The following is a 19,186-nucleotide window of genomic DNA, read 5'->3' as shown; positions in this document are numbered from 1 at the left end:
GGTGCCTTTGCCAGCTTGTCTGGCAGCCCTTCAAAAAGATAAAAGAAAGTTATACCAGCGCACCCCTCTATAAGCAACATGGTATGTAAAAACAGAAGAGCATTTTAAATTTTTTACGATGGTCATATCCTGATTCGATCTTCTAATAAACATCAAAATGCCCTTTCCAATCATCACACGATACTATTACTTTTACGAGAGTTTTAGCAATGCAGGCAGAAGAAGTCATAGGTACTAGTATCTCAATGAAACAAAGAATGTGCAGGTAATTGAGGCTCTAATATGAACAGCAATGTTGACACTAATAGTTAGCAGAAGAATTTATTCTCTTGTAAGTTTATTCTCTTGTAAGTTTATTCTCTTGTAAGTTTATTCTCTTGTAAGTTTATTCTCTTGTAAGTTTATTCTCTTGTAAGTTTATTCTCTTGTAAGTTTATTCTCTTGTAAGTTTATTCTCTTGTAAGAAACTCAACAGCTTATCCCGAAAAAATGGCTCAATATACGCAGTTACGTTGGAACACAATATTTGCAGAGAGTGCATCGGATTTGTTGACATAATTCTGAAATCTAACTCTTTATAAGTTTACTGGCAATTCCATCGAACAATCTTTTTTCACACTTGTTATGAATTTGAAATTAATTCGTAATATTTGATTGTTTAATTATTTGGAGGGAAACTATATAGGAACATGTTACCCCAACCCATATTCAAATGTTTATAATAGTTAAAGTGTAGTAACTATTAGCAATCAAAGTCTATTCTTAGAAGGGGTATTATTAAATTTAGACCTGGTTATTGTAAAAAACACATAAAAAGCACAATTAACGCTTAAAAAAGAACTATTGAATTAAGAACCTAAAAAGCTATAAAGAGAGAAGTATCCTGCCTTTTTTGAAAAACCTGATCAAGATGAAACCTGAATCATCCATTGTAAGAAAGTCTCCATATGTAATAAAGAAATTTTACACTAACTCTCTTTTAGAGAGTTCCCCATTATTTTAATATAATCAGCGTATAATACAGTCGCATGCCCTCCGAGTCGCACAGGGATGAAGATATCTTCGAATCTCAGTATATAGACAGATATCTCAGCGAGTATGCGAGTGTCTCTTCAATAGTACGTGAGGCGCTGCCTTTTGAGCTTATGGCGACTGTAGGGGGAGTTATTGCAGAGATCATTTATTCAGGAATGACCAGCGAACTTGAGATGATCCCGGCCTGATTGTTATTTATCCAGGCGTGCTCGGGCTGCGCGGAAACATTTCCTCGACCCTCGGCTCAAGGCTCGGCAGTGCAATCCATATGGGGCTTATCACTTCCATCGACAGGAACACCCTGAGCTGACAAATAATATTTCAGGGTCCTTACTCCTGGGTTTTTTAATGGCTATCTTTCTTGGGTTTTTAGGGCATTTTGTCACCCTTGCCCTGGGTTTTGAAAGTGCGGGGGCCTTTAAGCTCATTCTCATCTGTGTGATTTCAGCTCTTACTTCCGGAGTAATCCTTCAATTCTCTGTATGCTACCTTTTCATATCCGGGCAACACGTTTATCATTATAAATTCTATAACCTTTCAATTTTGCCTGATATTGATTTTTTAACGCTTTGCAGGCTTGTGGCAGGGAGATCACATAAAACTAAGATTTGTGTTCCTTACTGTGCAAAAAGTCTATGATGAAATACATTATGGAAAAAAATCAAATATGTGACAATAAGTTACAATTCTGTCAAATTAGGGAAAAAGGTAACTAAGCTGGACCGAAAAAATATTTTCATTTTGTTCCATTTCATTTTTTATTTTTATTGCATCCTCTTCCGGAATCCAATAAGTCCGGGGACCATCACTATAAAGAAAACGAATCTTACACCAGATAAATTTATCCACTTTAATATTATATTTGTCCAGTATTGCAAGAAATTTTTCATCCTTTACTGCTTGTTCAGAGACCGGAAGAACGTAATAATCTTCTTTTTTCATAACTTGAGCAGGTATAGATAGGGTCCAATTTTTTTTATTATTCTCTTTCATCTCTGTTACAAGTTCGCTTCTGATGTCACTCCAGTTATCTTTGTCTGCCATTATGTAGTAATCCATATCGGAATAATTAGTGTCATATGTTAGTCTATAGTTCCGAGTCATGTTATAGTGTTGAAGAATGGCTTTTACTTCGGACTCAGAAATTCCATCTTTAAATTGAATAGTCATACCACCTACTTTTGATTCAGGATATTGTGTTTTCGTATCCTCTACCGGTGTTTTTACAAATAACCCCCAAAACGTTAAAAGAGTTAGAAAAATAATAAAAATCACAATTTCCTTATTGATTTTGCTCATATTAACCACTTCAGAAGTTGTGGAGTTTAATCCCTCAAAATCCATTTTTATAGGATTGACAATCCAACTTTCCAAAAGACATCTTTTCTGGAACTAATATATGCGCACTATATCAAGCACACATACATAATAAGGTACTTTAGGTAAGGTACTTTAGATGATTTTTAGGGTTCAAAGCTTGGAAACAGACCCAATAAAAGAACCGGAAAAGCCAAATTAACTGGTATTTTGATGTTCAACCTGTAGGAAGACAGAAAATTCACACATAAAGAACTTTAAAAAACCCTATTTTTCAAACCAGGGTTAATTTGACCTTTTTCTTAGATGTCACATTCTGCAAGTAAAATGTTAGGATTGATTAGGGCATAACAGGTAATAAATAAGGAAGAAGCCTCTTAAAACAGGCGACGTATCATATTAATAGTACGTTCCTTCTCCTGCAAAAAGTTGACCATTTACTGTTGTCCATCCATCCTGAGGTCCGGACAACATAATATTCATATCTTCCCAATAACTGTTATACAGCCATCCTCCGATCCACCATCCATTACTTCCGTGCAGGCGAATGGAAATGCTGACGTTTGCATTCGAGGAGGCATTATAGCAGGCATACATATTGCTTTCATAATCAAATATCTCAGATGCCGGTGGATAAGGCCTTCTGGTGACATTCTGCGTGAGATTGTATTTGGGCATAAGAACCATTTCATTGCCCAGCGGGTTCATTGTATCTATGGTCTGGTTAGTGAATAAGATTGTTCTAAATATACTTGGATGCAGAATCTTCTTTGAATCTCTACTTCTGGTAGCGTATTTTGGCTCTATTTTCTCATTATTTATAGAAAGCATTAGTCCGTGCTCCGTATCCACAAGAGCATATTTCCATGAACGATCATAGTCATTGAAATGATTCTCTACGATATCTGTGCCTACGGATGATGTGTTGTTTATCACCGGGAGCGGAAGGTAAAGAGTAACATTGCTCAGAGTCGAATCCGTAGTCAACTCGACACGGTAATCATAACTACTCATGTGATTCCTTTCATATATCCTCTCCTTCTGCTCTTGCCACCAGATAGACAGCAACACAGCAGAAATGATCAGTAATAGTACAATTATTTTGTAACGAGTCCTCATATTTCATCACCTATCCACTCCTGGGAAGGATCTAAATCAAACATAAATTTGACAACTTACTGAACCACGGTAATAACTTGTTTCTTGTCCATGATAGGGAAAAATAGTAGTAAAGAAAGAGATGCCTTTGAAGGCATCTTCTTAAATATAAACCCATTTCAGATTATGTCATAATATAATCATACAACCCATGGTTATACTTTGCAGTTTTTTGGACACATAGGAGAGTATAGTACTGTACGTAGAAATATGAACCAAACGTGTCAGGATGGTTATTCACCTTATCCCAAATATAGTCATAATACTGAGCACTATAATCAGCGTTATCTTTAACTGCCTGTTCTGGATCAGTCACAGTAATAGATTGAGTATTGCTACTGACATAGCTACCAAAATTAGCTCCTGAACCCCAATTATTAGAGATGTATTGCTCATACAAATCATGGTTATTACTGGTGAACAGATTCGCAACGAAATTCCCAACCTGATCAACTGCTCCTTTTGAATGGAACGGATTGCCAGCATCCGACAAATAGTGACTGGAAATTCCAAAGTCGTGATGTGCGTCCGCCATACGTCCATTATCAGCCCAGATTTGCGCACCACCTGCATAAGCATCACAACACCCTGGTGCGCCTCCTACATGCCAATAAGCATCCCAGTAATGATTATAGTACCGATATCCCGGAAGCTCAAAGCCAGAAACATCGGGGTCATCAGCTGCATCTTCAGCATAACTTGCATAAGCAGACCCGTCACAAGCATAGTAAGCAAAATCTTGATGAGAATTTGCATACCACCTTACGCCAACAACCAGATATTCCTTTAAAGCTTCTTCTTCAATCATTGGACCCAACTCACTCATGAAAGCATAGTCATCCGTCGTGATATTATTCGGATACCTATCCCATATGTCTTGCAGTCCAGCTTTGTACCTCTTTTTTTCCTTCTTAGAAACATCGAAGTTATCAATATATCCCATTTTAATGGCTTGACTTTCAGGATCTGTAGCAGCAAAAGCAAGCCCACTATATGGCATCTGTTTCACAACATCTGGTAAAGAAGCCTGTAGCTCCAGATAATCAGCAACTTCCTTCATTCCTTCTTCACCCATCTCAGCTTCCAAAGCCTCAATTTTTAACTGAACAGGATCTTTAGTTAGGTTGGTTTGCTGTTCTTCGGTGGAAGCCATTGCTGGTGGTATCAACGCCATACCAACCAGCATTGCCAAAATAAGTATTCCTATTTCCATTTTGTTCTTAATCATTTATCTAACTCCTAAGTTATTTTTCCCTTAGGAGGCAGGATCAGGCAAGCTTAAATACAGACAAAACTAACATAATCACTGCCTTTTAGGGTGTATTTTATGGAGTTCGTATGGTACGGGAAATACTTTTGAACTCCATAAATCCCTCTTATCTAACTCCTTATAAGTTTTCTGTGTAAATTCTCAAACAATCTATCTTCAATACTCGTTTTGGGCCTGCAATTTTTCCCCGAACGTTGATTGTTAAAGACCGTGGTCAGAAACTATATATATAAGCATCCTTTCATTCGCATTCAAACAGTTATATAAAAAAGAGAGTAGCACGGCACGATATTGGTTCATTTTAAATTATATTTGTGAAAGCCCCACAGACCCGTGGCAAGGAGATCGCACGAAGGCTTGTTGTTCTCTACCCCTGCTTTCCTCCATAAGCCTGTAAATAACTCCGAGTTACACTGTTTGCAGGCTTCGCGTCCCCCAAAAACCCACCCAACTTCATTACATCAAAACTTTGTCTCATTGGAAATTCAGAAATTTTTCCATGAACTGCTCTATTGATTACAAAGTGACGGCAAAAACGACAACAACTTCAAAATTTGGTGAAATATAAGATTGGGATTTATCCGACTTCTTCGTAATATCGGGTAAATTGCCACCTTCAATAACTAAAGTTGAGTTTATTTCTATTATTTTGTACAGACTTGAAATCGAAAAATTTTTCACAAACCCGATTTTCAAGAGTTGGCTATTATTTTAATATTATCAGCGTATAATACAGTCGCATGCCCTCCGAGTCGCACAGGGATGAAGATATCTTCGAATCCCAGTATATAGACAGATATCTCAGCGAGTATGCGAGTGTCTCTTCAATAGTACGTGAGGCGCTGCCTTTTGAGCTTATGGCGACTGTAGGAGGGGTGATTGCAGGGATCATTTTATCAGGAATGACCAGTGAACTTGAAATGATTCCCGGATTAATTGTTATTTATCCTGGCTTGCTCGGGCTACGTGGGAATATTTCCTCAACCCTTGGTTCCAGGCTGGGCAGTGCAATTCATATGGGGCTGATCACTGACATAGACAGAAACAATCCTGAGCTGACAAATAACATTTCAGGGTCCCTTCTCCTAGGTTTTATTATGGCGATCATGCTCGGGTTTTTAGGACATTTTGTTACCCTTGCCCTGGGTTTTGAAAGTGCGGGAGCTTTTAAGCTAATCCTGATCTGTGTGATTTCTGCCCTTACTTCCGGAGTAATCCTTTCTTTTGTTGCTGTCCTGCTTGCCATAGGTATGTTCAGGTTCGGCTTTGATCCCGATAATGTTGTTACTCCTTCAATTGCAACTATCGGGGATATTGTTTCTATGTTCATGCTTTTTCTTTCAGCAAAACTGGTGATGATGCTTTGAGAAAAAAAGGGAGCCAGACCAGCTATTACACTGTAAGTGGTATTATCCAGCGTGGGCTTCCCGTACTTTCGATTACCTGCGTAATAGGGATCATTGTAGGGCAGATACTTAACACAAGAGAAAACAGCCTGCTTTCTATGCCTGCAATCCTGATCCTTATCCCTTCCCTTATCAAGATAGGAGGTGACACGGGCAGCATGCTGGGAGCCAGACTCTCATCTGCCTTCCATATGGGACTTGGGGACCGGATTTACAGAAACCCCGTGGTACATAACAGCGTTACTGCAGCAGCAATTGTGGGCTTTGTTTCTTCAATTTCCGTCAGTGTGCTGGTTTTCATTGCAAGTAAATTTATGGGGTTTGGGATGTCATTCCTTACCCTGCTAGAAATCAGCCTTATTGCAGTTGTTATAGAACTTACAGTTGTATACTCTGCAACGATTGTCATCGCCTTTGCTTCTCACCGCTTCGGGATAGATCCTGATGATACTGTTATACCTATTATAGCGAGTCTTGGAGACCTTGTGGGGGTTATGGGAATCTTCATAGCCCTGCATTTGCTGGAGATTTTATAAATGGGATGCAACTTAATAGCATCACTTTTATCAGGAACATTTATATTTAATTTAATAAGCCTTTCAATTAGGAATAATTCAAAAATTAATAATTACTATGAGGTATATACTTATACACACTAACAATAAGGTAGAGTTGATACAGAGACCATGTTCCCTAAAGAATTCAGATACAGTCCAAGGAATCTTATAGACCTTTTGACTGAGATGAAGGATACTTCCGAACTCATGGTAGACCTTGCGTATTCTGCAATGGTCTATGATGATGAGGACATCGCAGAAGAGGTGCTTAACCTTGAAGATAAAATGGATACCCTCGACTATAATATGAAGATGGCTGCAATGTTAAGCACACGCAGGGTTGACGAAGCTGAAGAACTCCTGGGAGTTTTGAAGGTTGCTGCATCCTCGGAAAATATAGCAAACGCTGCAGGCGACATTGCCAAAATCGTTCTCATGAATATGGGCATTCCTATGGAGCTGAAGGTAGCCCTCAGGGAAGCAGAAGAAACCATTGTCAGGGCAACCGTTGCTGCAGAATCTGTAATGACCGGACGCACTCTTGGTGACCTTGAACTTGATATCGAAACCGGGATGTGGGTAATTGCAATCCGCAGAAGTGAAGACTGGATTTATGACCCTGATAAGGAAACCCGGATCCGTCCGGGAGATGTGCTGATCTCCAGAGGGCACGATGAAGGGGTTCCTCTTTTATTTCAAATGGCGACGACAAAGAAGTTTGTTCCGAAAGAAATCGAACACGATACAGCCTTAAAGGACCTTGAACACGCAGTGGACATAATCGTGGACATGAAAAACATGTCTGAACTCTCAGTAGGGCTTGCTTACTCTGCGATCCTCTTCGATAACGAAGATATTGCATATGAGGTCAGTGCCCTTGAGTCAGAAATGGATTCCATGAAGTACGAACTTCAGCACTGGGTACTTGAAACTGCAAAACACGTTGAAGATGTAAACGTGCTCAGGGGAATCCTGCACCTTGCCAGTGCCTCGGAAGCGATTTCAGATGCCGCCTACGGAATTGCAGATACCGTCCTGAGGGATATTGAGCTCCACCCGATCATTACCCTTGCAGTCCGGAACTCCGAAGAAGTAATCACCCGGCTGCAGGTCGAAAAATGTTCTCCAATAGTTGGCAAGACCTTCTCGGAACTGAGACTCGAAACAGAAACCGGGCTGCATGTAATGGCAATCAAGAGGGCTGAACGCTGGGTCTATGCTCCTAAAGGCAATACTGTTGTCCAGGCAGGAGACATGCTTATTGCCCGCGGTTCCAGGATTGGAGAAGGGGCACTCATAGAGATGTGCGAGTGCAAGTTACGACAATAAATTTACCCCAGTTGAATCTCCCCAGTTGAATTTCCCCAGTTGAATCTCCCCAGTTGCGCCTCCCGAATTGCGCCTCGGGATCGCAGGAAATCAGAGATTTTCTGGGAATTGCGATGTAATCGCAACAGTACGCGGTCCTTTTCGCTGTGCTCAAGAGGAATACTTGAAGGATTAGAGTAAAGAGCTGCGCTCAAGAACTACTTAATGGGTTTTAGCAGGGAGATTCGCTCAAGTGGACTAAATAATAGACCTTCTGAACCCATACAACCTTATTCACGGTACTATGTCGTTTTTGTCACGCTCGACGCAGGAGAGTAGTCTTACAAAAATAGTGAAAGAAGAGAAAAAACTACAGGTAAGTAACAAACAAGGCGGAATTAAATTCAATCTAAAAAAATAATCTTTTTGATGCTACTTTTTATTTCTTCTGTCTCCATTATTCTTTCGTCTTCGTTTTTCATTTTATTTCTGATTTTTATACATCGGGTTACAATTACTCTATGGAGGTTGCTATGGCAATTGTTGGACTTTCTAGAAATGAGGATACTCTGGAATCCGTAAGAATAGCTGTGGAGCTTGCAGGCGGGCTCAAAATTAAGGAAAGGGCAACTGTGTTGATCCGACCGAACGCAAATACCGCAGACCCAGCTCCGGGTTCGACAAACCCTGAGGTATTGAGGGGCGTTATCAGAGAAGTAAAAAGATACAATCCAGGAAAAATAATCGTGGCTGAGAAGTCGATGAGTTCGCTGAACACGGAGGAGGTGCTCAAAAAATTGGGGCTCTGGCAAGTTGCTGAGGCTGAAGGAGTTGATGAAATCCTGACGTTTGACCACATGAAACGCGAACATGTGGAACCCAGGAAGGCTTACTCCTGGCCGCGAGGATTTGATGTGCCTGAGTTTCTGTCGTCTATAGATTACTCAATTGCCCTTCCGGTAATCAAGACTCACTGGACTGCAACGTTTACTATGGGCCTTAAGTCCCAGATCAGCATAACTGCAGACAGGGACAGGAGGCAACTCCCTCACGGACAGGGGATGGATGTGCTCTTCGGAAACATGATTGCCGAGTCCAATCTCGTTTATAAGCCTGATTTCTATATCTCGGATGCTACAAAGTGCTTTGTGACCAACGGCCCGAATATAGGAACTCTGAGAGAACCGGGAATTGTCCTTGCAAGCCCGGATGTGATCGCAAACGACACCGTCGGCCTTGCCCTTCTGAAAACCCTGGGCACGGTTACGAAAATTCAGGGGAATTCAGTCTGGGATCAACCCCAGATCAAAAAGGCTGTGGAATTGGGATTGGGGACGCGCAGCAAAGAAGAAGTCGTGGTAAAGGGCTCCGGGGTAGAGGAGATAAACGAAATTATTGCCAACCTTACCTGACCTGCCTGTTACCTGATGTTATCTGAAAAAGCTCTCCTGAAGTGTCAGATTTCCGAAAGTGCCATCGTTTCCGGGAGAATTAGAGCTGTCAGAGGGTGAAAACCTGAGCAGCTTAAAAGAGAAATTTTCCGGTAGCTCTAATCATTTCAGCTCCCGTTTTTCAATGGCTGTGCAGTTATTCTCACTGATCACCAAAATTTATTTATTTTCAACAGCCCCATAGTTATTGAGGTGTTTTCTATGAACTGCGAAATTTGTGGAATAGAGAGTGATGCAAGATACTGCACCGATTGTGGCAAAATTATGAACGACGTTATAAGACGTGTAGGCGAAGCTCGCTGGGCAGCAATTGATGACTGTTCTTTTATTTATCCACTTGTACGACGCGTGGGTAAAGGAGAGTTGACAGTTAACGATATAATTCAGGCTCTTGAAGTTGAAGATTGAATAAGCTGCCTTTCAGAGTTTTATCCTTAACAGTCGACGGCTTTAAAGAATGGTTCCTGAGCTGCAGTTTATTTTTTAAACCTGGGTTTTCAGGTTACCAGAGTCATCAATATCGGTGGTGCAGCCAGGCAATTCCAAAAAACGGACTTAAACCGAAAACGGACTTAAACCGTACTGGAAGTTGAGTTCGGGAAATTTAAGTCTGGTCAATTTAAGTTATATTTAAGAGGTCCAGACCTTAAGGTCGGATTTCAAATTAATTTATTATGGTATCTCAATTCAAGTTTTAAAGTTGGGTTCTGAGGTGAACTACCCCTAAGCTAAAGACTTAGCGGCTTCTCACTTCATAGAAGACTATCGGCATCTCCATGAACGTTAATTCGGGCTATACCATCCCTACTGAGTTCTGTCCATTCGTCCGTTTAGGCTTTACATGAATACGAACTTGGTACAGTGGATTTATTCAAGACATATCAAGCCTGATGGCGAACTCTTGGAAAAAGGTTTAATGTTGAGGAAGTTGACGCTTATATCCCATGAAATTAAGATTTCATGGGTTTTACGCTTCTTCTTATAAATATCCTTAAGGTTATATCTCTTCAGCCTTAACATTATAGTGTTAAACAATTTACTCTGATCTCAGGAACTGGTGCTGTGCATGAACAGAAAAGCCGGAGCAGTTGTTTTAATGCTCCTTTAACATTATAGTGTTGAGCAATTTACTCTGATCTCAGGAACTTGTGCTGTGCATGAACAGAAAAGCCAGAGCAGTTGTTTTAATGTTCCTGTTTGCAGGGGTGCTCCTGATATCGGGATGTATAAAAAATAGGCAGGTTGAAGCACCTGCAGATGAAGGATCTTCTGATACCAGCAAAGAGGATGAGAATATGGACATCCAGATTATAAAGGTTTTTAGCAGTGCGTTTGAATCTAACAGTACTATCCCCAGAAAATATACATGTAATGGGGAAAACATAAATCCGCCTCTGGAATTCGCGAACATTCCTGAGGAAGCCGAAAGTCTGGTACTGATCATGGACGATCCTGATACTCCCATGAATCCATTTACTCACTGGGTCGTCTGGAATATTGAGCCGGTAGCAAAAATAGAGGAGGATAGTATCCCTGGAATAGAGGGAATAAATAACTTCAGGAAGATCGGCTATGGTGGTCCATGCCCTTCCTCGGGCACACACAGGTACTTCTTCAGGGTTTATGCGCTGAACAGGCAGCTTGAGCTCAAAGCAGAGGCCGGGAGAAAAGAGCTTGAAAGCGAAATGATAGGGCACATTATTGCCGAAGGGGAACTGATGGGAAAATACGGTAAAACCTGAGCAGAGAAAATTTCCTTGAAGATTGAGGGGGGAAATAGTGGAAGGTAATAAAAAAGCTGAACAGAGAAACGCAACGCTTGAAGAGAGTACAGATGTATTTGAAAATCCAGGAGAAGGCCTGGAAAAAGCAACCTTTGCTGCAGGCTGTTTCTGGGGAATTGAAGAGGCTTTCCGGCAGGTTAAAGGCGTGATTGCAACTGCGGTTGGCTACAGCGGAGGGCAGTTTGAAAAGCCTACTTACGAGCAGGTCTGCACCCTTAATACTGGGCATGCAGAGGCCGTAAGGGTCATTTTCAACCCAGGGGTTGTATCTTATAAGAACTTGCTGGATGTTTTCTGGAAGGTCCATGACCCGACCACAAAGGACAGACAGGGACCTGATGCAGGAAAACAGTACCGCTCCGTGATTTTTTACCACAACGAGGAGCAAAAAGCTACTGCTCTAGCCTCAAAGGAAGAACTCGAGAAGTCAAGCACTTTCAAAAATCCTATAGTAACCGAGATAGTGCCGGTATCTGATTTCTATATGGCAGAAGATTATCACCAGCAGTACTTTGAAAAGAAGGGGTTTTTGCAGAATATACTAAGGAGTTTTAAGAAATAACTGTTGGAGACAGGCTCCGTAGACAAAAAAGTGTAAATATGGAGTCATTAATCCAGTACAAAGCTACACAGATACAGCACAAACCATATAAAAAGATTAATTTAGAGGGATTCTCAAAGTAGTGCCGATGGAAAACGCGGTCTCCATAAGGGAACTATCAAAAGTTTACGGGAAAACTCCTGTCCTGAAAGCCCTTGACCTTGACCTAAAAAAAGGCGAATTTGCGGTTGTTTTTGGCCCCAACGGAGCTGGAAAGACCACTCTATTGAAGTTGATCTCGACCCTGATCGAGCCTACCGGAGGCTCTGTTTTCGTGGCCGGGTTTAACATAACTAAAGAACCGGAAAAAGTCCGTAAAGAAATAGGGATGCTTTCCCACGATTCCTACCTCTATGGAGATCTTACTGCAAAAGAAAACCTGCATTTTTTTGGGAAAATGTATGGAATAAATGGTCAGGAACTTGAAAAGAGAATTTTACAGCTTTTAAATGAGGTAGGGCTTGTAACAAAAGCGGACGAAAGGGTCAGCACTTTTTCAAGAGGCATGAAACAGAGGCTTTCCATTGCAAGGGCTCTGCTTCACAGGCCTTCCCTTCTCCTTCTGGACGAACCCTATACAGGTCTTGACCCCGGAGCCACCCTGGTATTCGAAAATCTCCTCAAAAGCCCTGAATTCCAGAGGAGCACAAAATTAATGGTTTCCCACGACCTTGAACGGAGCTTTGCCCTCTGCGATAGGGTCCTTATCCTGAATAAGGGAAAGTTTGTATATGATGGATTTAAGGAAAATTTCTCAGGGCTTCAGGAATTCAGAGAAAAATGCGGCTTCATGCTCGCATGATACAGAAAATCAAGAGCAAAAACACAATTAAAAATGAAAAAATATAAACAGATAAATATTGAAATCAGGATTAAATAATAGATCACGTGGAAACAGGAGTTTAAAAAATGATCCGGAGCTTTTATATCGCTGCAAAAGACCTTAAAGCCGAGTTCCGGACAAAGCAGATGCTTAATTCAATGTTTATTTTCTCGCTTCTCGTGCTTGTGGTCTTCAGCGTTTCTTTCGGTGATTTTCTCGGGGATACTGAAAAGGTCGAAAAACTTGCTCCCGGCGTACTCTGGATTGCTTTCACCTTTGCCGGAATGCTCGGGTTTTCCAGGACCTTCGTAATGGAAACTGAAAATGGCTGTCTTGAAGCACTTATGCTCTGCCCTGTAGACAGGGGTGCTATTTATACCGGAAAAATCCTCTCCAACCTTGCGATTGTATTTCTTATGGAAACTGTAACTCTGCCCTTCTTTATCATACTTTTCAATTACAGCCTGGGAATTGGAACCCTGTTCCTGCTCCTGCTCATCCTCTTCCTCGGGACTTTCGGGTTTATTGCTGTCGGGATCCTGCTCTCTGCTCTTACCCTTGGCACCCGTACCAGAGAACTTCTCCTGCCTGTCCTTCTCCTGCCCGTACTCCTGCCTGTCCTGATTCCTGCAGTGGAAGCAACCGCCGGAGTTCTTGCCGGAAACAGCATCGAGAATCTGATTCCTGAAATTAGGCTGCTTACAGTTTACGACCTTGTGTTCTTTGTAATCTCACATCTTGTCTTTGAATATGTTGTTTCAGACTGAGGTCTGACTAAGATCTGACTAAGGTTTTTCAGGCCGGAAAAAAGAAGGATGAGAAGAAAAAAGAGGGGAAAAGGAAAATAGTAAAACAGAAGAATCTTCAAGACAGCGATCAAAATCGAACCAATAATAAACGAAGTAAATCGAACCAATAATAAACGAAGTAAATCGAACCAATAATAAACGAAGTAAATCGAACCAATAATAAACGAAGTGAATCGAGTCAATAACAAGTATCGGTATTGAATTATTGTTATCTTAACCTATCAAAACACGTGAACAAAATGGCATCAAATTCCAGAAAAACCGGAGTACTGGCAGTTGCAACTGCCAGTGTAATGCTTCTTGCGGTATATATGATCTTTTTCTACCTGCCTCCGATTAAGGACGAAGCAGGAGAGGTTCTGAGCGGGAGCTTCAGGATATTCTTCTTCCATATGCCAATAGCAATTATATCCTATCTGGCTTTTGTAATTTTATTTGCCGCAAGCATCCTCTACCTCCGGGATAAATCTCTCAAATGGGACATCTACGCCCGCTCGGCTGCTGAAGTGGGAACCCTTTTTGCGTTCCTGGTGCTTGTCACGGGTTCAATCTGGGCAAAGGATGCCTGGGGATGGTACTGGATCTGGGATATCAGGCTGACCACCTCCCTAGTCCTCTTCCTTGTTTACCTCGCCTACATGATGCTCAGAAAAGCCCTCGAAGAGCCTGAAAAAAGAGCCCGGCTTTCGGCGGTCTTCGGAATTTTAGGCTTCATGTCCGTGCCCCTGAGTTTCTTTTCAATCCGGCTCTGGCGCTCGGCTCATCCCCTTATGTTTGGAGGAAACACAGGCGGAAGCGGAGGAGGACTTGAAGGGACAGCACTTCAACTTACCCTCATTGTCAATTTCATAGCTTATTTCCTGCTCTTCCTGACCCTCTATTCCATAAAAGTACAGAATGAGCGGATGGGAGAGGAACTTGATGCACGTAGATATGCTGAATCAGAAATCTGATATCTGGCAGTCTGATATTTCTTTTTTTCAAAATATGTTACATAAATTGCACAATGTAGATAAAGATCACACTAGATATAGAGAGTAATTTATTAATTTTAGAGGGAAGATTATGCGTTTTAAAATTCTGGTTACTGTTGGGTTTATTTTGCTGGGAATTGTGACTTTTTCGGTATATTCCGATTTTAACAACGAAAGCAATAGTTAATGACAGAGATATGACAGATCCAGACAATGAAAGTTCAACAGATGGCCTGTTAGAAAGCAGTGAAAATGGCATATTCGAAAAATTAGAACTTAACAATGGCTCCATCTGCGCATTAATCTGATAGATAATCCGGAAATACCCTATGGAAATAGGGATTGAGATTGCTTGACTTAATTTCCTTTTCTTCCCTTCTTTTCCTTCCTTTTTCTTTTTTTTCCTGTGCATCAAAGGGAAGCTTTGTGTCTGAACTAATTTCCCTTCCTTTTTTTCCGGGAATCCGGGATAATTATTTACCCTTCCCTCCCCTATTTTTTCCCATGATTTTTGATCCGATCACAGTCTGTAACCTGAAACTCCAGAATCGCTTTGTGAGGTCCGCAACCCATGAATTTATGGCAGAAAAGGATGGAACGCCTACTTCCAGACTTGGAGATCTCTATGAAGAACTTGCAATAAATGAAGTAGGGCTGATCATAACTGGCTATTCTTATGTCCTCCCCGGAGGGCAGAGCGACAATCTGCAGCAGGGCATCTATGATGACCGCTTCATAGAGCCATACCGAAAGATAACCGAAAGGGTACACAGGTACAAAAGCAGAATTGTGCTCCAGATTGTACATGGAGGGCGGCAGGCAGACACTTCGGACGAATACCCGGTTCCGATTGCTCCGTCAGTGGTCAAAAACGGGCATTCGTCAGTAGTCCCCAGGGAGATGACCGAAAAGGAAATCCTGGAAATGATTGAGGCTTTTACCCTGGCGGCTGTGAGGGCAAAGGCGGCAGGCTTTGACGGAGTCCAGCTCCACTGCGCCCACGGTTTCCTCTTAAGCAACTTTATATCCCCTTACACGAACAGGAGGACTGATAGATGGGGAGGCTCCGTAGAAAACCGGGCAAGGATAGTCACGGAGATAGTAAGGCGCATAAAAGAAGAAGTAGGGAACGATTTTCCGATTCTTGTGAAAATGAATGCAACGGATGGTTTCCAACCTGGCTCAGCGAAGGCAGAGCTGGGACTCGATTCCCCTGAATGCGTGGAAATTGCAAAAATTCTTGAAAAGGCAGGTATATGTGCAATAGAGGTCAGCGGAGGGATAGGTGAGGCAGGTGGGGTAACCATAAAAACTGCAATTAATTCTCCTGCAAAAGAGGCATATTTCAAGAACTACTCAAAGATGATCAAAAGTGCAGTGGGTATCCCGGTAATCCTTGTAGGTGGCATCAGGTCTCTTTCTGTTATGGAGGATCTTCTTGCAAACGGGTTTGCAGACCTTATATCAATGAGCAGGACGTTCATCAGTGAACCTGACATTGTTTTAAAGCTTAAATCAGGAGAGGCTAAAAAGGCAAGGTGCGTATCCTGCAATCTCTGTTTTGATCCAAAAGGGATCAGGTGCAATTTCGAGTTTCAGTGAGTTCAGGAAAGCGGTAGTTTTTTACTTTTTACTTTTTCCCGATTTTACTCTTTTCTAGTTTTCTCTTTTTTCTATTTTCCTTTTTTCGAATTTTCCCTTTTTCTTCTAACTGATTTTTGGTTTTTGTTTACAATGTTCCAGTTTAATAATATTTTTATCAAATCTGAAAAATGCCAATTACTTCACTTTTTCTTTTTCAGGAACAATAAATGGAAAAAATAAGCTATCAAAATAAAGAACAATACAATGAGTAATTCTCTAGGTATTGTGTAAGTAGTAGTCATTGTAGTAACAGAACTTGCAGTTGTACTCATACTATCTATATGTATTACTCATACTATCTATATGTATTACTCATATTATCTATATGTATTGTACAACTTATATATCTATATGTATTTTTTCCGATAAAAAAAAGATTATAATATGTATATATATTACTGATAGTTTAATTTTTTATGATTTCTATTGTATAAATTTAAGAACTATCTTTTAGTTGCGCATCCAGACTGTTTCTTATCATGATATATTGTTTATAGATTTTTCTATGTTCCTAAAAATAGATTAATGAATGTTTTTAAAAAATTTATTGTATAAATAAACAAATTAGGTTTTAAAAACAAATAATATTCTAAATAATGGATAAAATAAATATATACATATAATTAAATTAGTGTATTATTAATGAAAGTAACTACTCTATTTACCATATCCATTGTTTTTTGTGGTTGCTGTTTATTCCACAAGTATTAGCAAAAGAAAATATTGACGTCTCAACAACTAATAGTTTAAACAATGAGCTTCAAAAATCTATCAAAAATTACAATCAAGTAGTAGAAAACGAAGCATCTTCGTGGGATGATGTTACAAAGTGCACTGATCAGATCGATCCAATCATAAGTAAAATTAATAATCTTGGAATGGACGTTGCTTTCACTCAAACATCTGATGTGCACATAAATAAAAAAGGAGAAACACTGCCTTCCTGCGTATCTGCTGAGATTAAACCATATATGCTTTCAAAATCATACCACTTCACTACAAATGAAAATACAAGTACAGTTTTAGCTGAGGTATATGGAACAAATATCACAACTGCAGAATTTATGGAAAAGGTATATCCAGGATCATTGGAAGTACTTCCTAAAGATACTGTAGAACGCCTTGAGACAGAACCAATGGTTTGGCCAGATCCAGATAAAATACAATCCAGTGAAATACAAATGACAGCAATTAATAGTTCAGAATCAAATACTGCAGACGGTGAAGTCACAACTAAAGATCTAATTTCATGTGGCATATATGGAGTATCTTGCGTATCTGTTCAATTACCGGATACTAGCGCAGGAGAACTACTTTATATGTCATACACTAAAGTGACGTTGCCAAATAAATATACAACAATCCCTGAAATAAGTGTAACTTCATATATATATGGACAGTAGCACAACTCCTATAGCTTCAGCAACTGATTATGGATTCAATACTAAAGAAGAAATCGCAAGCGGTATTACAAATCTATATTCTGGGTATCACAAATATTATACAAAAGGTTATCACTATGTGGTATGGCCTATAGGCTCAATTCCACCATATCAGACTGGTGTCACAGTAACGCCATATGATTGGGTCACCTATTAACATATGCGTTTAGCTAAATGAAAGGTGCCTCTTTATATGAGATATAAAAAGTAACAGCACAAACTCTGTTACTTCTCATTTTTAATCAAGTGAGATTTTGCCAAAATTGACAAAAATGCTCTAAAAACAAAAAAAGCAGATTACAACCTACATTCCGCAGTATTTTTTTGAAAATCAATATTTTTTCTGATAGCGTTTTTGAAACAGATTCAAATAATAGAGGGTCAAATTGGGACTTGGTGAAATTGAATACTATCGTTTTTTGGGCTCTGAATACACCATCTAGCTGTTTTTAACTCCTGCACAGAAATCCAATAAATCCGTATTTGATTGAAAAATAGATAGCATGAGAAATTGTGAATCTACAAAATTTTACTGCAGAAAGTGAGTTTTATGGTATATACCTGCAAAAAATCATCCTCGGCTTTTCAAAAGTTTTATGGTATAAATTTACATGGTACGAACTTTTTTCTTTTCCTTTATTATTTATAACCTGAGCCGCCCGAAGTCACCAAATATCCCTCTGCAATATCCCATAAAATTCTACTTACAATGCTTGGCACACGGTACCAAGTCACTCGCACATTAAATATAATATAAAATCCATATATCTTATATAATCTAAATTTTATATATTATTTGACAAGTTTCTAAAATACTTTTTTAACTAATTATTTTAGTATGAATTCGATAGCTGATGCTTTTTAGTAGGTTCCGCCATTTCAAAAACTTTTTTATAATAGAGAGATACAAAAGGGATAAGCTTTATAGCCTATTTATAGGGACTCTGGTTTACATTTTTTTGCCAGGCCCTCTAACTAAAAAATGTGTGTGAGGAAACATAATTATGTCAGAAGAGAACCGTGTCGGCAGTAAGATACGCCATCTTAGAGAAGCCCAGGATATGACTGTTGAAGAACTGGCTGAAGCCAGTCAGAGCAGCGTGGAGTTAATCCAGCAGTTAGAAAACGGAGCACTCGTTCCCTCCTTAACCCCTCTTTTAAAGATTGCCCGGGCTTTAGGCGTCCGTCTCGGGACTTTTCTAGACGACATGCCCCAGAGTGGGCCTGTAGTGGTAAAGGCAGGACTATCCGAAAACGTGGTCCGTTTTTCCGGAAAAACCGAGAGACCAAAGAAGAGTGCTCTTGAGTTTTACTCCCTTGCATCGGACAAAGCAGACCGCCATATGGAGCCATTTATTATTGACATCCATTCCTCTCCTGAGGAAAGCCACAAGCTCTCTTCTCATGAAGGGGAGGAGTTCATCTACGTCCTTTCCGGAGAAATTGAAATCTTCTATGGCAAGGATGTTCACAAACTAAGTGTCGGAGACAGCATCTATTACGATTCAATTGTCCCACATGACGTCCATACAACGGGAAAAGAGGATGCACGAATAATGGCTGTAGTCTATGCTCCTCTCTAAGAGCCTCAGTTGGATGGGTAAGAG

Annotated in this window: 16 protein-coding genes and 1 pseudogene; 14 read left to right on the top strand and 3 right to left on the bottom strand. The window is 40.2% G+C overall.

What is annotated here, in order from left to right; genetic code table 11:
* Positions 1-1,028: 1,028 nt before the first annotated feature.
* Positions 1,029-1,533, top strand: a pseudogene (locus MSWH1_RS19885) (magnesium transporter); the annotation flags it as partial.
* Between the two features lie 198 nt (positions 1,534-1,731).
* Here the strand turns inward: MSWH1_RS19885 and MSWH1_RS05370 are convergent.
* From MSWH1_RS05370 to MSWH1_RS05360, 3 genes are all read right to left on the bottom strand, one after another.
* Positions 1,732-2,334: a UPF0228 family protein gene (locus MSWH1_RS05370; RefSeq protein WP_048130249.1), complete on the bottom strand. Its 603-nt coding sequence runs from the start codon at positions 2,332-2,334 to the stop codon at positions 1,732-1,734.
* Between the two features lie 417 nt (positions 2,335-2,751).
* Positions 2,752-3,366, bottom strand: a complete 615-nt coding sequence (locus MSWH1_RS05365; RefSeq protein ID WP_231591901.1) for a hypothetical protein — start codon at positions 3,364-3,366, stop codon at positions 2,752-2,754.
* A gap of 268 nt (positions 3,367-3,634) precedes the next feature.
* Positions 3,635-4,738, bottom strand: a complete 1,104-nt coding sequence (locus MSWH1_RS05360) for a hypothetical protein (protein WP_048126763.1) — start codon at positions 4,736-4,738, stop codon at positions 3,635-3,637.
* 782 nt (positions 4,739-5,520) lie between these two features.
* Here MSWH1_RS05360 and MSWH1_RS05355 point away from each other — a divergent pair.
* The 13 genes from MSWH1_RS05355 (at position 5,521) to MSWH1_RS05295 (ending at position 19,162) form a co-directional block, all read left to right on the top strand.
* Positions 5,521-6,147: a magnesium transporter gene (locus tag MSWH1_RS05355; RefSeq protein ID WP_048126761.1), complete on the top strand. Its 627-nt coding sequence runs from the start codon at positions 5,521-5,523 to the stop codon at positions 6,145-6,147.
* On the top strand, positions 6,144-6,722 hold the full coding sequence (locus tag MSWH1_RS05350; protein WP_197074027.1) for a magnesium transporter: 579 nt from the start codon (positions 6,144-6,146) through the stop codon (positions 6,720-6,722). Before MSWH1_RS05355 ends, MSWH1_RS05350 begins: the two co-directional genes overlap by 4 nt.
* Positions 6,723-6,872: 150 nt before the next feature.
* The gene (locus MSWH1_RS05345) at positions 6,873-8,072 is read left to right on the top strand and encodes a potassium channel family protein (protein WP_048126759.1); all 1,200 of its coding nucleotides are present in this window, start codon (positions 6,873-6,875) and stop codon (positions 8,070-8,072) included.
* Positions 8,073-8,584: 512 nt separating this feature from the next.
* Positions 8,585-9,463 carry a DUF362 domain-containing protein gene (locus MSWH1_RS05340; protein WP_048126758.1) on the top strand — a complete coding sequence of 293 codons (879 nt, stop codon included), beginning with the start codon at positions 8,585-8,587 and terminating at the stop codon, positions 9,461-9,463.
* Positions 9,464-9,703: 240 nt separating this feature from the next.
* A complete protein-coding gene (locus MSWH1_RS05335) occupies positions 9,704-9,910 on the top strand; it encodes a hypothetical protein (protein ID WP_048126755.1) in 207 nt (68 codons plus the stop codon).
* A gap of 749 nt (positions 9,911-10,659) precedes the next feature.
* Complete coding sequence (locus MSWH1_RS05330; RefSeq protein WP_048126753.1) at positions 10,660-11,244, top strand: YbhB/YbcL family Raf kinase inhibitor-like protein; 585 nt, start codon at positions 10,660-10,662, stop codon at positions 11,242-11,244.
* A 37-nt stretch (positions 11,245-11,281) separates the two neighbouring features.
* On the top strand, positions 11,282-11,848 hold the full coding sequence (gene msrA / locus MSWH1_RS05325; RefSeq protein ID WP_197074026.1) for a peptide-methionine (S)-S-oxide reductase MsrA: 567 nt from the start codon (positions 11,282-11,284) through the stop codon (positions 11,846-11,848).
* 127 nt (positions 11,849-11,975) lie between these two features.
* Positions 11,976-12,689, top strand: coding sequence for an ABC transporter ATP-binding protein (locus tag MSWH1_RS05320; RefSeq protein WP_048126751.1), 714 nt, complete (start codon positions 11,976-11,978; stop codon positions 12,687-12,689).
* Between the two features lie 107 nt (positions 12,690-12,796).
* A complete protein-coding gene (locus tag MSWH1_RS05315; protein ID WP_048126749.1) occupies positions 12,797-13,477 on the top strand; it encodes a heme exporter protein CcmB in 681 nt (226 codons plus the stop codon).
* Positions 13,478-13,758: 281 nt separating this feature from the next.
* Positions 13,759-14,472, top strand: a complete 714-nt coding sequence (locus MSWH1_RS05310; protein WP_048130245.1) for a cytochrome c biogenesis protein — start codon at positions 13,759-13,761, stop codon at positions 14,470-14,472.
* Positions 14,473-14,997: 525 nt separating this feature from the next.
* Complete coding sequence (locus MSWH1_RS05305) at positions 14,998-16,095, top strand: NADH:flavin oxidoreductase (protein ID WP_048130244.1); 1,098 nt, start codon at positions 14,998-15,000, stop codon at positions 16,093-16,095.
* 728 nt (positions 16,096-16,823) lie between these two features.
* Positions 16,824-17,540, top strand: coding sequence for a hypothetical protein (locus tag MSWH1_RS05300; RefSeq protein ID WP_156148077.1), 717 nt, complete (start codon positions 16,824-16,826; stop codon positions 17,538-17,540).
* 1,043 nt (positions 17,541-18,583) lie between these two features.
* The gene (locus MSWH1_RS05295; protein ID WP_048126745.1) at positions 18,584-19,162 is read left to right on the top strand and encodes a helix-turn-helix domain-containing protein; all 579 of its coding nucleotides are present in this window, start codon (positions 18,584-18,586) and stop codon (positions 19,160-19,162) included.
* Positions 19,163-19,186 lie beyond the last annotated feature (24 nt).

Origin of the sequence: Methanosarcina sp. WH1 (genome assembly GCF_000970005.1) — an archaeon.
In the GTDB taxonomy this organism is placed as follows: Archaea; Halobacteriota; Methanosarcinia; order Methanosarcinales; family Methanosarcinaceae; genus Methanosarcina.
The sequence above is the reverse complement of the archived record's forward strand: the minus strand, read 5'-3'. Positions and strand labels throughout refer to the sequence as shown.

Bases quoted from the DNA above. Each gene is read 5' to 3' on its own strand.
- MSWH1_RS05370 (WP_048130249.1), bottom strand. From the start codon at position 2,334: ATGAGCAAAATCAATAAGGAAATTGTGATTTTTATTATTTTTCTAACT.
- MSWH1_RS05365 (WP_231591901.1), bottom strand. From the start codon at position 3,366: ATGAGTAGTTATGATTACCGTGTCGAGTTGACTACGGATTCGACTCTG.
- MSWH1_RS05360 (WP_048126763.1), bottom strand. From the start codon at position 4,738: ATGATTAAGAACAAAATGGAAATAGGAATACTTATTTTGGCAATGCTG.
- MSWH1_RS05355 (WP_048126761.1), top strand. From the start codon at position 5,521: ATGCCCTCCGAGTCGCACAGGGATGAAGATATCTTCGAATCCCAGTAT.
- MSWH1_RS05345 (WP_048126759.1), top strand. From the start codon at position 6,873: ATGTTCCCTAAAGAATTCAGATACAGTCCAAGGAATCTTATAGACCTT.
- MSWH1_RS05340 (WP_048126758.1), top strand. From the start codon at position 8,585: ATGGCAATTGTTGGACTTTCTAGAAATGAGGATACTCTGGAATCCGTA.
- MSWH1_RS05335 (WP_048126755.1), top strand. From the start codon at position 9,704: ATGAACTGCGAAATTTGTGGAATAGAGAGTGATGCAAGATACTGCACC.
- MSWH1_RS05330 (WP_048126753.1), top strand. From the start codon at position 10,660: ATGAACAGAAAAGCCAGAGCAGTTGTTTTAATGTTCCTGTTTGCAGGG.
- MSWH1_RS05320 (WP_048126751.1), top strand. From the start codon at position 11,976: ATGGAAAACGCGGTCTCCATAAGGGAACTATCAAAAGTTTACGGGAAA.
- MSWH1_RS05315 (WP_048126749.1), top strand. From the start codon at position 12,797: ATGATCCGGAGCTTTTATATCGCTGCAAAAGACCTTAAAGCCGAGTTC.
- MSWH1_RS05310 (WP_048130245.1), top strand. From the start codon at position 13,759: ATGGCATCAAATTCCAGAAAAACCGGAGTACTGGCAGTTGCAACTGCC.
- MSWH1_RS05305 (WP_048130244.1), top strand. From the start codon at position 14,998: ATGATTTTTGATCCGATCACAGTCTGTAACCTGAAACTCCAGAATCGC.
- MSWH1_RS05295 (WP_048126745.1), top strand. From the start codon at position 18,584: ATGTCAGAAGAGAACCGTGTCGGCAGTAAGATACGCCATCTTAGAGAA.